General features: G+C 43.2%; 16 protein-coding genes and 1 other annotated feature. Of the genes, 4 read left to right on the forward strand and 12 right to left on the reverse strand.

Features of this window, described 5'->3' with window-relative positions:
* Positions 1-296: 296 nt before the first annotated feature.
* The 9 genes from FFM78_RS04715 to FFM78_RS04755 form a co-directional block, all read right to left on the reverse strand.
* On the reverse strand, positions 297-866 hold the full coding sequence (locus FFM78_RS04715; RefSeq protein WP_137637289.1) for a sigma-70 RNA polymerase sigma factor region 4 domain-containing protein: 570 nt from the start codon (positions 864-866) through the stop codon (positions 297-299).
* A gap of 91 nt (positions 867-957) precedes the next feature.
* Positions 958-1485: an NYN domain-containing protein gene (locus tag FFM78_RS04720; RefSeq protein WP_137637290.1), complete on the reverse strand. Its 528-nt coding sequence runs from the start codon at positions 1483-1485 to the stop codon at positions 958-960.
* On the reverse strand, positions 1482-2264 hold the full coding sequence (gene rlmB / locus FFM78_RS04725) for a 23S rRNA (guanosine(2251)-2'-O)-methyltransferase RlmB (protein ID WP_137637291.1): 783 nt from the start codon (positions 2262-2264) through the stop codon (positions 1482-1484). The genes FFM78_RS04720 and rlmB overlap by 4 nt, the downstream gene beginning before the upstream one ends.
* Entirely contained in the window at positions 2248-2667 is a 420-nt protein-coding gene (locus FFM78_RS04730; protein WP_137637292.1) for a Mini-ribonuclease 3, read from the reverse strand. Before FFM78_RS04730 ends, rlmB begins: the two co-directional genes overlap by 17 nt.
* Complete coding sequence (gene cysS, locus FFM78_RS04735) at positions 2667-4073, reverse strand: cysteine--tRNA ligase (protein WP_137637293.1); 1407 nt, start codon at positions 4071-4073, stop codon at positions 2667-2669. Before cysS ends, FFM78_RS04730 begins: the two co-directional genes overlap by 1 nt.
* A 93-nt stretch (positions 4074-4166) precedes the next feature.
* Positions 4167-4425, reverse strand: a binding site (T-box leader).
* On the reverse strand, positions 4421-5911 hold the full coding sequence (gene gltX, locus FFM78_RS04740; protein WP_137637294.1) for a glutamate--tRNA ligase: 1491 nt from the start codon (positions 5909-5911) through the stop codon (positions 4421-4423). It overlaps the preceding feature by 5 nt.
* A 119-nt stretch (positions 5912-6030) precedes the next feature.
* Positions 6031-7170, reverse strand: coding sequence for a PIN/TRAM domain-containing protein (locus FFM78_RS04745; RefSeq protein WP_137637295.1), 1140 nt, complete (start codon positions 7168-7170; stop codon positions 6031-6033).
* A 14-nt stretch (positions 7171-7184) separates the two neighbouring features.
* Positions 7185-8555 (reverse strand): DNA repair protein RadA, encoded by a 1371-nt coding sequence (gene radA / locus FFM78_RS04750; RefSeq protein WP_137637296.1) that lies wholly within the window; start codon positions 8553-8555, stop codon positions 7185-7187.
* Positions 8556-8634: 79 nt separating this feature from the next.
* A complete protein-coding gene (locus FFM78_RS04755) occupies positions 8635-9171 on the reverse strand; it encodes a dCTP deaminase/dUTPase family protein (RefSeq protein WP_137637297.1) in 537 nt (178 codons plus the stop codon).
* A 254-nt stretch (positions 9172-9425) separates the two neighbouring features.
* Between FFM78_RS04755 and FFM78_RS04760 the strand changes: the two genes are divergently transcribed.
* Positions 9426-9710, forward strand: coding sequence for a GNAT family N-acetyltransferase (locus tag FFM78_RS04760; protein ID WP_137637298.1), 285 nt, complete (start codon positions 9426-9428; stop codon positions 9708-9710).
* Positions 9711-9801: 91 nt separating this feature from the next.
* Positions 9802-11139 carry a C1 family peptidase gene (locus FFM78_RS04765; RefSeq protein ID WP_137637299.1) on the forward strand — a complete coding sequence of 446 codons (1338 nt, stop codon included), beginning with the start codon at positions 9802-9804 and terminating at the stop codon, positions 11137-11139.
* Between the two features lie 155 nt (positions 11140-11294).
* On the opposite strand, the gene FFM78_RS04770 is transcribed toward FFM78_RS04765, so the two are convergent.
* The gene (locus FFM78_RS04770) at positions 11295-11969 is read right to left on the reverse strand and encodes a 2,3-bisphosphoglycerate-dependent phosphoglycerate mutase (protein ID WP_137637300.1); all 675 of its coding nucleotides are present in this window, start codon (positions 11967-11969) and stop codon (positions 11295-11297) included.
* Between the two features lie 204 nt (positions 11970-12173).
* Between FFM78_RS04770 and thrB the strand changes: the two genes are divergently transcribed.
* The gene (gene thrB / locus FFM78_RS04775; RefSeq protein ID WP_137637301.1) at positions 12174-13040 is read left to right on the forward strand and encodes a homoserine kinase; all 867 of its coding nucleotides are present in this window, start codon (positions 12174-12176) and stop codon (positions 13038-13040) included.
* Between the two features lie 102 nt (positions 13041-13142).
* Here the strand turns inward: thrB and FFM78_RS04780 are convergent, their stop codons facing one another.
* Positions 13143-14084 (reverse strand): AEC family transporter, encoded by a 942-nt coding sequence (locus FFM78_RS04780; RefSeq protein WP_137637302.1) that lies wholly within the window; start codon positions 14082-14084, stop codon positions 13143-13145.
* A gap of 201 nt (positions 14085-14285) precedes the next feature.
* On the opposite strand from FFM78_RS04780, the gene FFM78_RS04785 reads away from it, so the two are divergent.
* Positions 14286-14573 (forward strand): chromosome partitioning protein ParB, encoded by a 288-nt coding sequence (locus tag FFM78_RS04785; protein WP_137637303.1) that lies wholly within the window; start codon positions 14286-14288, stop codon positions 14571-14573.
* Positions 14574-14703: 130 nt separating this feature from the next.
* Here the strand turns inward: FFM78_RS04785 and accA are convergent, their stop codons facing one another.
* Complete coding sequence (accA, locus tag FFM78_RS04790; protein ID WP_137637386.1) at positions 14704-15468, reverse strand: carboxyltransferase subunit alpha; 765 nt, start codon at positions 15466-15468, stop codon at positions 14704-14706.
* Between the last annotated feature and the right edge of the window lie 5 nt (positions 15469-15473).

Consider the following 15473-nt stretch of genomic DNA (forward strand, 5'->3'; position numbering starts at 1 on the left):
CACCCGTAGTCTATTTGGTTTTCAATTAAAGATTGAATTGACGATATTGGTATACAATTTAGGCTTTTTTGATTTTATGACGAACTAGCACCACGCGTATAACTAATATAAAATAACACAAGAAGCAACGGCATTAAAAGTACTAATAGAATTTCACGAATAAGCATAACGATCCCCCGACTTCCTTTATCGCAATCATTATAGCAATAAAATAGACATAACAACAATAGTATTAGGTTATAAAAAATAACGGTGCACCAGAAGATTCTGATACACCGCTATTTTTTAATAACCAGTTAATGAAAAAAATGATCGTTTAAGTAGCGTTTTAGCTTATAACGACACCTTTCTAATGCATTACGTGTCTGTGAATCACTTAGATCTACCTGCTCACACTGCGAATTTAGACTACTCAATACAAAGCGACAAAAAATTTGATACTCAAAAGTTGATAAACAGTGAAGAAAATCAGGCGCAGCGGTAAGGATCAATGCTAAATCAAGCGATTGCTGTGTACCTTTTGCTTCAATACACTGCCTAATATCTTCATTTTCCATTGAAACCGTATGCGCTTCACCTACACGCTTTTGCGCACTTTGCCGCCGAATTAGGGAATAGACGCGGCACAATAGACATTTCTGATAATACCGACCAAAGGTTAGATTTGTATCCCACCGATAGTTTTGTGCTGCGCGAAAGCAAACAATTCGCGCCTCTTGATCCCAATCATCATCATCAAAATCACGTAGATAATAATGTTGCTGAATCTTCTTTAACATCGGCCGATAACGGGAAAATAATTGCTCGCAAGCACGAGAGTCGCCGGTCGCTGCTGTAAGGATTAACACTCTAAGGTCTTCATTCATTTTATTCACTAGTTGTCATGTTCAAAAAAAGCATAGCAATAATGAAAGCGTCTTTCAAGCGAACTAATGTTTATTTAGCTATTACTTATCCCTAATCGTTTTGCGTTAAATCATCACGTAATTTGGCTAACGATAGCATTTGTTGTGAATCCCACGGCGAACTGCGGCGAAGATCCGTGTCACGATAATGACGAACATCCCGCGCAATCTCTGCCTTAGCACGTTGAATCACCATTTTAAACTCCCGTGATGAAATCCGAACCGCGCCACGCGAGAAGATCGTCCACTGCTCAGCCTGATCGCTGGTTACCACCGTGACTTGTGTCAACCGATTTTGTAATTTACCGGCCATTTTTTCGATATAACTATCCGCGGTTTCATCTTCCTGCGTCCAAACGACCTGTAAATTATATTGATCATAGCGCTGTGTGATCCCGGGCACATACATTGCATCAAAAACTAAAATAATTTCTGCATCTTCGTATTTACGGAATTCGGCTAATTGTGCTAACAATTCGTCTCGGGCATCCGCCAATTTATCATCCTGCTTTAGCTGCGCTAATTCTGGCCAATTACCGATCACATTATAGCCGTCAATGATCAGGATCTCATGCATCATGGGAGCTCACCGCTTCCTTGCTTAACTGCATACGCCTGATATAGCAATAAGCCGGTGGCAACGCTGGCGTTCAGGCTTTGCACATGTCCGATCATGGGGATCGTAACGATCTCATCCATCTCCCGCTTCAACAGTGGTGCGATGCCTTTACCTTCATTGCCGATCACCAAAGCAATGGCGCCTTTAGCGTTCCACTGTCGATAATCGGTGCCCGCCATATCCGTACCAAATAACCAGACACCACGCTGCTTTAATTCCTTTGCTACTGCCACTAAATTAGTGGCCCGTACCACCGGCATGTGTTCGATCGCCCCAGTTGATGTTTTGGCCACTGTACTAGTTAGCCCAACAGCACGATGCTTAGGAATAATGATGCCGTGAACACCAACAGCATCCGCAGTTCGCATGATCGAGCCTAAATTGTGCGGATCTTCAATTCCATCTAAAATCAGGAAAAAAGGCGGTTGTTGCTTAGCTTCAGCCCGAGCAAATAAATCGTCTAAATCAGCGTAAGCATAGGGTGTGATCGCCAAAACAACCCCTTGATGATTGCCATGATCACTTAACGTATCCAACTTATTTTTTGGCGCCGATTGTACTGGGATCCGCTTAGCCTTAGCCAGCTGCTGAAGCGCGTGTAAAGAATCAGACTTTAACCCTTCCTGTAAAAAAACTTTATTGACCCGTTTGGCGCCTTCAGTTTGCAATGTTTCATGGGCAGCGTGTCGGCCAATCACAAAATCAGTGGCGTCAGTTTTGGGCTCATTTGATTTGTTCATTTATTTTTCCTTCCTCTACTTGGGCAATGCACCAAGCGGCGAGCTCATCTAAGCGCTGTTGTTGGTCGCTTAACGCTAAATAGCCCATTAAAGCCTCGAAACCAGTCGAGATCCGGTAAGTCGTCACCGACGTATTTTTAGCATGTGTATGACTATTAGCGTTACGCCCACGTTTATAAAAACTCAGTTCTGTTGCGCTTAATAACTCCTGAGCCAACATGGCTTCGATCAAAGCGGCCTGCGCTTTGGCCGATACAAAATGTGTGGCTTGATGCTGCAAACGTGTCGGCTTAGTGATCCCTTTACTTAACAGGTGCCGGCGAATATATACCTCATAACTGGCATCACCCATATAGGCTAAGGCGATCCCGTTTAACTGCTGATAATCTACTGTTTCTGCCATTATTTCCTCCGCCAACGTGTGCCTTGTGCCGTATCTTCTAAAACGATGCCTTGTGCCTTCAATAAATCACGGATTTCATCGCTGCGCTGATAATCCTTATTGGCCCGCGCAGTTTGGCGATCTTGTAATAATTGTTCAATGTCGGCCGCCAATAAAGCCTTAGGTTGGAAGCTGACCCCAAAAATCTGTAGCCACATCGTGAAGCTGCTGAGTAAATGGTTCAACGTCGCCTCACGAACAACCTGCTGTTCACTATAAATATTCATCAATTTAGCCAACTCGTAAACTTCTGTCATACCATTTTGTACATTGAAATCATCGTCCATTGCCGCAATAAAAGCAGCCGTCAATTTGGTCAATTGTTGTTCGATTTCTGGATCAAGCCCAGCGGCTACATCTTTTTGCCGATAACTTAAATTATCCAAAGCGATCCGCAACTTCTGTAAATTATTGGCAGCTTCTTTTAAGGTTGCTTCACTGTAACGAATCGGCCGCCGATATTGAGTGGTCGCCATGAAAAAACGCAACGTTTGTGGATCGACTTGCTGAATCAGATCATGAACAGTTACAAAATTACCTAGCGACTTACTCATTTTTTCATCGTCATCACCAATGGTCACAAAACCATTGTGCAACCAATAGTTAGCAAATTTTTGACCGGTTTTGGCTTCACTTTGGGCAATTTCATTTTCATGGTGCGGAAATTCTAAGTCTTGGCCGCCGCCATGAATATCAAAGGTATCCCCTAAATATTTAGTCGCCATCACTGAGCATTCGATATGCCAGCCAGGCCGACCCTGCCCCCAAGGTGCTGACCAGGCAATCTCTCCCGGCTTAGCCGCCTTCCATAAAGCAAAGTCAATGGGATCTTCTTTGCGCTGAGTTTCTTCATCAACAGTGTGTTCACTAGCCCCTTGTTCTAACTGATCAATATTTTGATCCGATAATTCCCCATAATGAGCGAACTTACGGGCACGATAATAAACATCGCCGGCCGCAACATAAGCATAGCCCTTATCCAATAAAACCTGAATAAAAGCCACAATATCGGGAATATTTTCTGTTGCCCGTGGTCGTACTGTAGCCGGTTCAATATTCAAAGCGGCTGTGTCTTCGTCAAAGGCTTTGATGAACTTAGCAGCCAGCTCTGGAACTGTGATTCCGTCGCGTCGCGCCTGCTTGATCATTTTGTCGTCAACGTCCGTAAAGTTGGAAACATAATTAACGTGATAGTGACGAAACTCAAAATAACGGCGAATCGTGTCAAAAGCAATGGCCGAACGCGCATTACCAATATGAATGTAATTATAAACAGTGGGGCCGCAGACGTACATATTGACCACACCGGTAGTTAAAGGTTTAAAGATTTCTTTTTGCCGCGTCAACGTATTATAAACTTGAATCACTACTCGCACCCCCATAATTTTTAATGATTACTTTATTTTAACATTAAACTAAATTCAAATTAAATAAAAAACGCCTCTTGATCGTTATTGCAATCAAAAGACGTTTACACGTGGTTCCACTTTTTTTCGAAGCCAAATAGCTTCCTTGGCATTCGCTAACGTGAATGATTCCGGTAAGAACTACCTTGACCAACACCCGATCAAAAAACTGCCAGCCGGCTTGTTTTTAAGGCTGTACCAATTCATTCTTACACTCCAGGAGGCATTTCGATCGAGTAACTGACGCTTTTTCACCAGCCAAGCGCTCGCTATGACAGTCGCACGATCTACTTATTCCCATCACTGCTTTAATGATTCAATTCAGCTAAAGTAACTTCCAAATGATGCATCGTTTTTTCGCGACCTAACAACTCAATTGACTCTGCAATAGCAGGGCCATGAGTTGCCCGCGTTGTCCCAATACGAATCGGCATGTACAGCTGCCGTCCCTTGACCCCAGTTGCTGCACGGACTTGTTGAATTGCGTTATTGATCTCAACTGCATCAAAGATCTTAACTTGCTTGATCAATTCAGCAAATTTATTCAACACTGCCGGTGCGGTTTCCACTGCTAATTCGGTCAATGCGGCTTCATCCAACTTAGGCGGTTCTGTGAAGAAAACAGCCGATTCTTCGACAACTTGCGCCGCGTAACTCATTTGATCATGGTACAAACCAACCAAAGTCCGGGCCCATTCAATCGTCTTATTATCTGGATCTTCTGGTAAGCGCCCTGCTTTGATCAATTGATACAAGCCCATATCAGTTACTTTGCTGCTATCAGTTTGTTTCATGTATTGATTGTTGACCCATTCAAGTTTCTTAGCATCGAATTTAGCTGGTGATTTACTCAACCGCTTAGGATCGAACATTTTGATCAATTGTTTCCGGCTAAAGATCTCATCTTCGCCCACTGGTGACCAGCCTAACAAAGTAATGAAGTTAAACATGCCTTCTGGTAAATAGCCTAACTCACGGTATTGTTCAATGAATTGTAGGGTATTTTCATCACGTTTAGATAATTTTTTACCAGTTTGCGTATTGATAATCAAAGTCATATGGCCAAAAATTGGTGGCTCCCAGCCAAGGGCCTCATAGATCATCAATTGCTTAGGCGTGTTAGCAATATGATCATCCCCACGTAAAACGTGGGTGATCTTCATTTTATGATCGTCCACCACAACGGCAAAATTATACGTCGGCATCCCGTCACGCTTCATAATGACAAAATCGCCGCCGATCGAATCGGAATCAAATTCAATATGACCCTTCACTAAATCATTGAATTCATACTTTTTATGCACCGGTACATGGAACCGAATAACTGGTTTCAACCCTTGGGCTTTAGCCGCCGCAATTTTAGCTGCCTTTTCTTCCGCGTTGAGGCCAGCAAATTCATCTTCATAATGAGGCATTTCATGGCGCGCTTTTTGTGCTTCACGCTGCGCCGCTAATTCATCTTCAGTAATATAAGATTCATAGGCTAGGCCTTGATCAACCAATTGTTGGATCAAAGGTGCATAGATCGCACTGCGTTCTGACTGGCGATAAGGACCAACTTCACCAGGCTTATCGGGACCTTCATCCCAATCCATCCCTAACCATTTAAGCATGGTCAATTGGCTTTCTTCGCCACCTTCAACATTACGTTTAGTGTCGGTGTCTTCGATCCGGATCACAAATTCACCTTTATTATGCCGCGCAAAAAGATAGTTGAACAATGCCGTCCGTGCGTTACCAATATGCAAATGGCCAGTTGGGCTTGGGGCATAGCGCACACGAATTTTTTTATCTGCCAATTTAAATTCCGCCTCTTTCAAATTTTTCCTTTTTTGATCATTATTGTCAGGCACTCAGCCTGACACAGCACTTATAATTTTACTGGTCAAAACCAGACTTGTAAAGGTAACTGCTGAAATTATTTATTGTGTTCACGTAAACTTTTCTGTGAGTGAGTTGGCTTAGCAAAGATCATGCGTCCAGCCGCAGTTTGTAGCGCACTTGTCACGGTGACCGCTAAGGATTTGTTCATATAATGTTGACCATCCTCAACGACGATCATCGTGCCATCGTCAAGGTAAGCAACGCCTTGCTGACGCTCGGTTCCTGCTTTCACAACCGTCACCGTCATCCCATCACCCGGAATCACTGCTGGTTTCAACGTATTCGCCAATTCATTAATGTTCAACACTGGTACATTTTGGAACTCACTGACCTTATTTAAATTAAAATCATTAGTTACGACGATTCCATCCAGCAATTTAGCCAATTTGATCAGCTTGCTATCGACTTCAGTAAGATCTTCAAAATCGCCTTCGTACATTTCCACAGGCATCGCGTCAGTTTTTTGTAGATCATTCAAAATATCTAATCCGCGCCGCCCCCGGGTACGCTTCAATGAATCGGCCGAATCAGCGATCAACTGTAGCTCATGGAGCACGAAATTAGGAATCAATAAGGTGCCTTCAATAAAGCCGGTTTGCGCTATTTCGTAAATTCGCCCATCGATGATAACGCTGGTATCCAGAATTTTATATTTATGAAAATTGTCACCGACCTTGCGTTCCAATACTTTATTCTGTTCAGCGGTAGTTTCAACCACCGCTTTTTTACTCCGGAGTTGGAATAGCCGCCGCCATTCATCCGTTCGGGTCGTTCCCACACGAAAACCGATATAGCCTAACAACACCATTAAAATAATCGGTGCTAACGTGTTAAACAAGAAAAAGTTTATCCGGTAAAGTGGAATCGAAATGATATTGGCTAAAATCAAACCAACGATCGTAGCTAAACTACCAAATAGTAGATAGGTCGGGGATTGCTTGCTGACAAAGACCTCCGCTCGTTTAACGATTCGATCGAACAAACGCACAATTAATCCAGCCAGGAAAAGCGCAATCAAAAAGGAAATAATAGCACCAAGCAAAACATCAACGAATAAATTATTTAAATAACGCACGCTGGCCAGACCAGTTAGACGCCACAACGCGGGTAGAAAAGTTCCTGCCACTGACGCACCAACTAAAACGATCAATAACGCTGTAATTCTTTTTTTCATTAATTCACCTTCTTTCAATTAAATGCTTTTTGTAATGCCTCCGCGATGGTAGTCACACCGACAACTTTGATCGTTTTTGGGATCTCTAAACCCTTTAAATTATTATGCGGAATGAATACGCGTTTAAAGCCAAGTTTAGCTGCCTCGTTGATCCGTTGTTCGATTCGATTAACGCTGCGTACTTCACCGGTCAACCCAATTTCACCAACAAAACAATCCGTTGCCTGAGTGCCCTTATCCCGATAAGATGACGCAATGCTGACGGCAACCGCCAAATCAATCGCCGGTTCATCTAGTTTCACACCACCGGCGGCTTTTAAGTAAGCATCTTGATTTTGTAACATTAAGTTGGCCCGCTTTTCTAACACTGCCATGATCAGGGCAGCGCGGTTCCGATCAATCCCGGTGGTGGTCCGTTGCGCATTGCCGAACACCGTTGGCGTGATCAAGGCTTGAATCTCCACCAAAATTGGTCGCGTTCCTTCCAAAGACACGACCACCGCCGAACCAGTGGCACCGGTCAAGCGTTCTTCCAAAAAAATTTCCGATGGGTTGGCCACTTCGTGTAACCCGCCGGCCCGCATTTCAAAAATACCAATTTCATTAGTTGAACCAAACCGATTTTTTACTGCTCTTAAAATTCGGTAAGTTCGCTGTTGGTCGCCTTCAAAGTACAGAACCGTATCCACCATATGCTCCAGGATCTTAGGCCCCGCGATGGCGCCACCTTTAGTCACATGGCCCACAATAAAGATCGTGATCTGATTTTGCTTAGCGATCTTCATTAACGACGCCGTGACTTCCCGAACCTGTGCCACGCTACCGATCGCTGAACTAAGGTCAGGCTCTTGCATTGTTTGAACAGAATCGATCACCACGTAATCAGGCTTCAACTGCTCAATTTGGTGGCGAATACTCCCCATATCGGTTTCAGGATAAAGATATAGTTGCTTGCCAGCAACACCTAATCGGCCGGCCCGCATTTTGATCTGCGACGCACTTTCTTCACCAGAAACGTATAACACTTTACCTTTGTCCTGGCTTAACTGGCCGGAAACTTGTAGTAATAAGGTCGATTTACCGATCCCAGGATCGCCACCAATCAGTACTAAAGATCCTGGCACAATGCCACCGCCAAGTACACGATTAAGTTCCCCTAATTGTGTATGTACCCGCGGTTCCTTTTCAATACTGACCTTGGCCATTAATTCTGGTTTAGCCACTTGGCCAACTAAATTAGTCTGAGCATTGGTTGTTTCGACTTTAGTCGGCACTTTCTCCTCCACCATTTGGTTCCAAGCGCCACAGTTAGGGCAACGACCTAAAAAACGTGGTGAATTATAGCCGCAATTTTGACAAACAAATTGTGTTTTTGTTTTTGCCACAGAATACATCCTTTTCTATTGTAAGATAAATTTTAGTTTAGCCGTTTGTGCTTACTAACGAATCCGTCAAAAGGCTGAACTAACGCCCCGAAGAACCAAAACCGCCAGTTCGCTGTCCTTGACCACCTTGATCGCTATCACTACGTAAATAAGGCATAAAAATACCTTGACCGATACGTTCACCTTTTTTAATGGTCACTGAACGCACCCCTAAATTAACCAACTGAAAGAAAATTTCGCCTTCATTTTGCGCATTATCATAATAGTCAGCATCCACGATCCCCACCCCGTTCGGTAAGATCAAACCGCGTTTGATCGGCCCACTGGAACGATTGGCCAGCAATAAATATTCATCAGGTTGCATATAAGCCTTGATCCCAGTGGGAACTAAATATGGTTTTAACGTTTTACCCGCAGCAATATAATCTGCGTCAGTCAATGATTGGCCATGACGTTTATGCCACAGTAGCCGTAAAAAATCGCCACGCCAAATTGAAGGTAACGTAAAATCTTCCGCCGCTTGAAAATCATAACCGGCTGCCTGTTGCGTTGCGCGTTGGGGAAGCTGTAAACCAGCATCTCGATAGCGCGCAACGGTTGCAAATCCACGTTTCATAACAAACTCCTTATTTAATCGTATCAGCAACAACTTAAATCAAAATGAATGCTGAAAATTTTTTATTTAAACTTATTTCTTGTCTTTAATGATAGCATTTATTAGCTTAAATGGGTAACAATCTTAGTGCTTCACTGCTCCCTATCTACATGGCTAAAAGCGTTTCCTTGCCTTTTAAGTGGCGAAACTTTACAATGATTTTGCTAGTGGCGTTTTCAAAGATCCTTAACTTAATAGAGAAAGTAGGCACGGATATGAAATTTACTTTTGAACCAGGTCGTTATTATTACAATGATGCTGATGATCGTTTAGTCGCTGAAGTGACTTTTCAAAGTTTACATGCGGGAACTGTTTTAGCAGTCGACCATACTTTTGTTCGTGAAGATCACCGTGGTCAAGGAATTGCCAGCCAATTGATCACCACTATGATCACCTATGCGCAGGAACAACAAGCCAAAATTTTACCGCTTTGCCCTTACGCCAAACGTTTTTTTGCCAATAAACCTGAATATACTGCATTGCTTACATCGAAAGGCTAACTTTTAGATCACCCTTATTTACTAATCGGTGACGCTTGTACTAAAATAGAAACAGACGTGTAAACGTCATTAAAATTGGGGAGTGAATAAATTGAGTCAAGAAATTACGCCCGCTGCAATTGCCGCTTACCAAGCACAATTACAACAAGTCCCACAATCGGCCACGATCAAACGTGCCGTCATGAATAATGGGGTGCTTACTACCAGTGAAAACACTGATTCTAAAGTGGCCATGAACCAAACGTTCTCCGTTGATCTAGCTGCTGAAAAGGTAGCCAATCAAAAGCAAAGTGGTCGTTGCTGGATGTTTGCTGCGTTAAACACCATGCGCCGTAGCATTGCCGACCAATATAATTTAAAAGATTTTGAATTATCACAAAATTACACTAATTTCTGGGATAAATTTGAAAAATCTAACTATTTTTATGAAAACATTTTGGCTACGGCTAACGATCCCTTAACTAGCCGTAAAGTTGCCTTCTTACTGGCGACACCACAACAAGATGGTGGTCAATGGGATATGCTGACTGCTTTGATCGCTAAATACGGGATCGTCCCGCAATACGTGATGCCCGAAACGTATAATAGTTCAAAATCAAGCGAACTAAACAGTGTTTTGAATCTGAAATTACGTAAGGACGCCGTCACTTTGCGTCAATTAGTTGCGGACAAGGCGACTGATCAAGTTATTGCCGACACCAAAGCGCACTTGCTTAGTGAGGTTTACCGGATCTTAGTTTATACCTTAGGTGAACCGCCAGTGAAATTTGATTTCGAATATCGTGATGGTGATAAAACTTATCATATTGATCGTCACTTAACGCCGCAGAGTTTTTTCAAAAAGTATGTTGGTTGGGATCTAGATAATTATCAATCAATCATTAACGCCCCCACCGCTGATAAACCATACAATCATTTATACACGATCGAAATGTTAGGTAACGTAGTGGGCGGTCGCCAAGTACGCCATTTAAACTTGGACATTGCTACCTTCAAACAATTAGCCATCAAACAATTGCAAGCTGGCGAAAGTGTGTGGTTCGGTAGTGATGTTGGTCAGTCCTCCGATCGTCAAATTGGGATCATGGACACTGCGATCTATAATAAGGATGACTTGTTCAGCGTTGATCTGACCATGACTAAGGCACAACGCCTAGACTATGCCGAAAGTTTAATGACCCACGCCATGGTGATCACCGGGGTTGACTTAGTTGACGGACAACCGACTAAATGGAAGGTCGAAAATTCCTGGGGTGACAAGGTCGGTGAAAAAGGTTACTTTGTCATGAGTGACGCTTGGTTAGACCAATATGTCTACCAAATCGTTATCAATAAAAAGTATTTACCAGCTGAGCTTTTAGCCGTCACCAAGGAAGATCCTAAGGTTTTAGCACCATGGGATCCCATGGGCGCTTTAGCAGCACGGTAAGTACGGTCAGTGGCTATAAATAATGGTTTAGTTAGCCCAAAGATAGTGGCCGTACAAAACAGCACCAATAAAGTAGTAATCTACTTTTATTGGTGCTGTTTTTTTATTATTGGCTAATGCGCATCAGCTGCCTATTTTCCAACCGCAGCTAAACTTCAATCAATGATCGTTTTATTTTTAATCCGTAGCTTGGCGTCAAGTTCATAAACGATCGGCTGCCCATTGGCGACTTCCACACCATCAATCCCCGCATCGGAAATACCTTCTAAATATTTGATCAACGCGCGAATCGTACTGCCGTGAGCCACAACGAGTTGATCCTGACCGTTGATCAATGCAGGGCCAATATGATCTAACCAATAGGGCACTAAGCGTTTCAGCGCCATGGCCAAACTTTCGGCCAAAGGTTCAAAGCGATAACCATAACGCGTGTAGCGCCGCTCATAATCGGGTCGTGTTAATTTAGGCGGCACTGTGGTGTAACTGCGCCGCCACAAAGCAACTTGCTGCGCCCCATATTCTTGGCGGGTCAGTTCCTTATTTTGGCCCCGTAAAGCGCCATAATGCCGTTCATTTAAACGCCAAGTTTTGTGTAACGGAACCGCCGCAATATTCAATTCATCCATCACAATATTCGCCGTGACAATGGCGCGTTGCAATAACGATGTGTGTACAGCGGTAAAATTAAAATTTTGCGTCAGCAAAAGTTGCCCTGCACGTTGCGCCTCACTAATACCGGCACTAGTCAACGGGACATCTGACCAGCCTGTGTAGACATTATCTCGATTAGCGGTACTTTCACCATGCCGCAATAAAACTAATCGTGCCATTTACTGATCACCCCTTTTTAGCTTGTTTTTAAATTGTCTAGGTCACTTTTCATTTCATAACACCTTCTAGTTTACCGAAAAGATCACGAAAAAAACAGTTATACCGCGATTTTTCTGTTCACTTAAAGCATTGAATTCGTTATAATTAAAATTAAATAAATATCTAATGAAATTTTAATTTTCCGTTTTACATGGAGGTAACTTATGAAAATTCAAGTTCCCGCAACGACTTCCAACCTCGGCCCTGGCCTAGATTCTTGTGGTCTTGCGTTAGCCCTTTATTTACGAATTCAAGTGGGCGCTGAAAGTGCACATTGGGAAGTGCAGCATAATTTAGGTCCACAAATTCCTAATGACCAAAAAAATCTGATCGTTAAAACGGCACTAACCGTTGCTGGCCAATCCCTACCCCCGCATCAACTTAGTGTGATGTCGGATATTCCTGTACAACGCGGCTTAGGTAGTAGTGCTGCCGCTGTTGTTGGTGGCATTGAACTGGCCAACCGCTTGGCGAATCTCAATCTAAGCGTTGATCAAAAAATCACTTTGGCAACGGGCTTTGAGCATCACCCTGATCATGTAGCCCCTGCGATTCGCGGCAATTTTGTCACTTCGGTCATGATCAAACAACATGTTTTCTCAGTCCGCCACCTTTTTCCAGACTCTGATTTTGTGATCTACATCCCCCGGGAAATGTTGCCTGCCGTCAAAAGCCGGGAAGTTTTACCGACTACATTAAACTACAGTCAGGCAGTAGCTGGTAGTGCGGTGGCCAACGTGATGATCGCCGCAATTTTAAATGGTGACCTAAACTTGGCCGGCGATATGATGGAACACGACTTATTACAAGAACGTTATCGGGATAACTTTGTTCCTTTTTTGAAACAAATGCGCACTACAGCTAAGGACCTCGGCGCCTACGGAACTTTCATTTCTGGTGCTGGCCCAGCGATCATTACTATGTGTCCAGAAGAAGCTACCGAAGATATCAAGGCGGCGTTAATGCAAAAACACCCGACCGGCACTGTGATCTCTCTTTCAGCTGATAAGGATGGTATTCAAGTCTTTTAAAACTAAATTTCTAGCGCCAAAACAAGAGAACTTCTATTGAATTGATTTTTCAACAGAAGTTCTCTTTGTGTTTAAACTAACTGGCATCCAGCAATCCTTTTTCTACTGGCGCAAAATAGTCATTAAAATCGGAATAACGATCAAACTAAGTAACGTTGATTCCGTCACCATTAACGCCGCATAATCCGCGTCGGCCCCATATAATTTGGCCACAACTGGCGCATTGGTCATGACGGGCATCGCCGATTGTAAAATAAAAACTTGTTTCATCAACAACGGTACCGGTGCCGGCAGCACCAATAAACTCATCAATATTGGGGCTAAAATGAAGCGGCCGACTAAAATACCCAGACTGTGCCGCGAAACGCGCATTTGACTCAACCCAGCATTCTCAATCGCGATCCCAATAAAGATCATGGATAGTGGAATCGTTAATCCCCCGATATAACTGAAATCTGACATTAAAAACTTCGGTACTTGGATATGTAACAACACTAAAATAACGGCCACCATGAAGCCTAACAATGGCGGTGAGAAAACTTTTTTGATCGTCGTCCACCAGCTAAATTGTTCCGTGCTAGTGCCATCGCGTTTGATCAGGTAAACACCTAAGGTCCAGAAAAATGTGGTGTTAGCCATATAATAGACCAAAACGTACGGTAAACTTTTAGCCCCAAACAAAGCCATGTTGATCGGTAAACCAATAAAAACCGTATTAGAATTGAAAAACATGGATTCAAACAATCCGCGCCGTTCTTTACGAATACGAATAATCCGCGCCACAGCCACCGAAATGCCGAATAAAATCAGCATTGAAACAACCGGGAATTTTAGATCCGGTAGCAAACGAAATAATTCAGCCGCGGTAAAATCACGCGTGATCGTGTCCAGCATGTAGCAAGGTAACGCGATCTGCGTCACTAAACGCGCAATCAGTTTACTACTTTTCTCATCAAACCAACCTGCACGTGCCAAGCAGTAACCAACCACAATCATCACCAGGATGACCAAAACACCCTCGATGCTTTGTAAAAATATGCCCATAAAACCACACCTTATCATTGTAATAGCTATCAGTTTACCACTTTCATAAGCTTTTCCAAAGTACTGCCGGACTAAAAATCAGCCTTTAAACGGTTACATTAGCTTAAAAGGCGGTATAATTAAGTTAGTAACAATTGACGTGATTCCCTATTAGGTTAAGCGAACAGCATGCTATTTAAGCGTAAGAAGGAGTGGTTTATAATGGCTAATTATTACGATATTACTTTTAACACCATCGATGGCAAAGCTTTTATCAAACGGAATGTGGCTTCTGATCTGCCGGCAACTAAAGTCTGGCAAGATGCCTGCGAAAAAGTTGAGGCTGATAATCTTTATATTCTGATGAACGATAAAACATTAGTTAATCTTGTGCGGCACCACATTGTGCGAATTGATATGACAAAATTAGATACCCCTAGTGAAAAACGTGCGCGTTATCAAGATCAATTTCTAAATACAGTCAATTCGTTGGCCAATATTGGCTTATAGCATATAAGTAACCGCCTAGCAGCTAAGGTCAATCGTTCACCGTACCCACTCACAAGCGGCTTTCTGAAGATGACAAGTCAAGCGCGTACCATAAGGCTATCTATAGCTACCTTATGGCACGCGCTTGTTTTTATTGATCGGTAAAGCGATCTAAAATCGCTAAATATTTTTCCGTACGTTGCTGCTGTAATTGCTTAGCCGACAAGTGACCTAATTCAGTTAATTGCTGCTGCAGCACTTGTTCAATATGCGGTAGTAGTTGCTCATCTTCAGCAATGATCTGATCAACTAAGCCTAACTGCTTAAGCTGATCCGCAGTCATCGGCAAATAGTTAGCTAAGGCCTGCTGTTTATCTTTTAAAATTGCTTGCACCGCTTCAGGCGATGCCACTGAGTACAAGCTATTCGCTAACATGATGATCCGATTACAATTGGCTAACGCCAACGCACCGCCACTTTCTCCTTCACCTAAAAATAAAGCAACATTGGGCACCGTTAAATGCCCCATCTGACTGATCGTCGTGGCCAAGGCTTGACTTTGACCATTTAATTCAGCCGCAACATCCGCTGCAGCTCCAGGCATATTGATCAAGGTCACCACTGGCCAACCAAATTTTTCAGCTTGCGTCAAGCCACGACTAACTTTACGATAACCGGCTGGACTTAAAGCACCAAAATGATAATCAAGCCGCTGTTGTAAATTAGCACCACGATTAACACCGACAAAGAGAACCGTTTGCTGGTGAAAGTGGCCATAACCAACCGTAACTGCCGGATCATCAGCCTGCAGGCGATCCCCATGCAGCACAAAGAAATCCGTGGTCAGCGCTGCGATTACGGTAGCCGCACTAATTCGTTGTGCACTGCGAATCTTTTTTAATTGTTCTTCTAACATCACTG

This window comes from Loigolactobacillus binensis, assembly GCF_005405165.1.
GTDB classification, from domain to species: domain Bacteria; phylum Bacillota; class Bacilli; order Lactobacillales; family Lactobacillaceae; genus Loigolactobacillus; species Loigolactobacillus binensis.

Bases quoted from the DNA above. Each gene is read 5' to 3' on its own strand.
- FFM78_RS04785 (WP_137637303.1), top strand. From the start codon at position 14,286: ATGGCTAATTATTACGATATTACTTTTAACACCATCGATGGCAAAGCT.
- FFM78_RS04730 (WP_137637292.1), bottom strand. From the start codon at position 2,667: ATGGCAGAAACAGTAGATTATCAGCAGTTAAACGGGATCGCCTTAGCC.
- FFM78_RS04745 (WP_137637295.1), bottom strand. From the start codon at position 7,170: ATGAAAAAAAGAATTACAGCGTTATTGATCGTTTTAGTTGGTGCGTCA.
- FFM78_RS04715 (WP_137637289.1), bottom strand. From the start codon at position 866: ATGAATGAAGACCTTAGAGTGTTAATCCTTACAGCAGCGACCGGCGAC.
- rlmB (WP_137637291.1), bottom strand. From the start codon at position 2,264: ATGAACAAATCAAATGAGCCCAAAACTGACGCCACTGATTTTGTGATT.
- FFM78_RS04760 (WP_137637298.1), top strand. From the start codon at position 9,426: ATGAAATTTACTTTTGAACCAGGTCGTTATTATTACAATGATGCTGAT.
- FFM78_RS04755 (WP_137637297.1), bottom strand. From the start codon at position 9,171: ATGAAACGTGGATTTGCAACCGTTGCGCGCTATCGAGATGCTGGTTTA.
- accA (WP_137637386.1), bottom strand. From the start codon at position 15,468: ATGTTAGAAGAACAATTAAAAAAGATTCGCAGTGCACAACGAATTAGT.
- FFM78_RS04780 (WP_137637302.1), bottom strand. From the start codon at position 14,084: ATGGGCATATTTTTACAAAGCATCGAGGGTGTTTTGGTCATCCTGGTG.
- thrB (WP_137637301.1), top strand. From the start codon at position 12,174: ATGAAAATTCAAGTTCCCGCAACGACTTCCAACCTCGGCCCTGGCCTA.
- FFM78_RS04720 (WP_137637290.1), bottom strand. From the start codon at position 1,485: ATGATGCATGAGATCCTGATCATTGACGGCTATAATGTGATCGGTAAT.
- FFM78_RS04770 (WP_137637300.1), bottom strand. From the start codon at position 11,969: ATGGCACGATTAGTTTTATTGCGGCATGGTGAAAGTACCGCTAATCGA.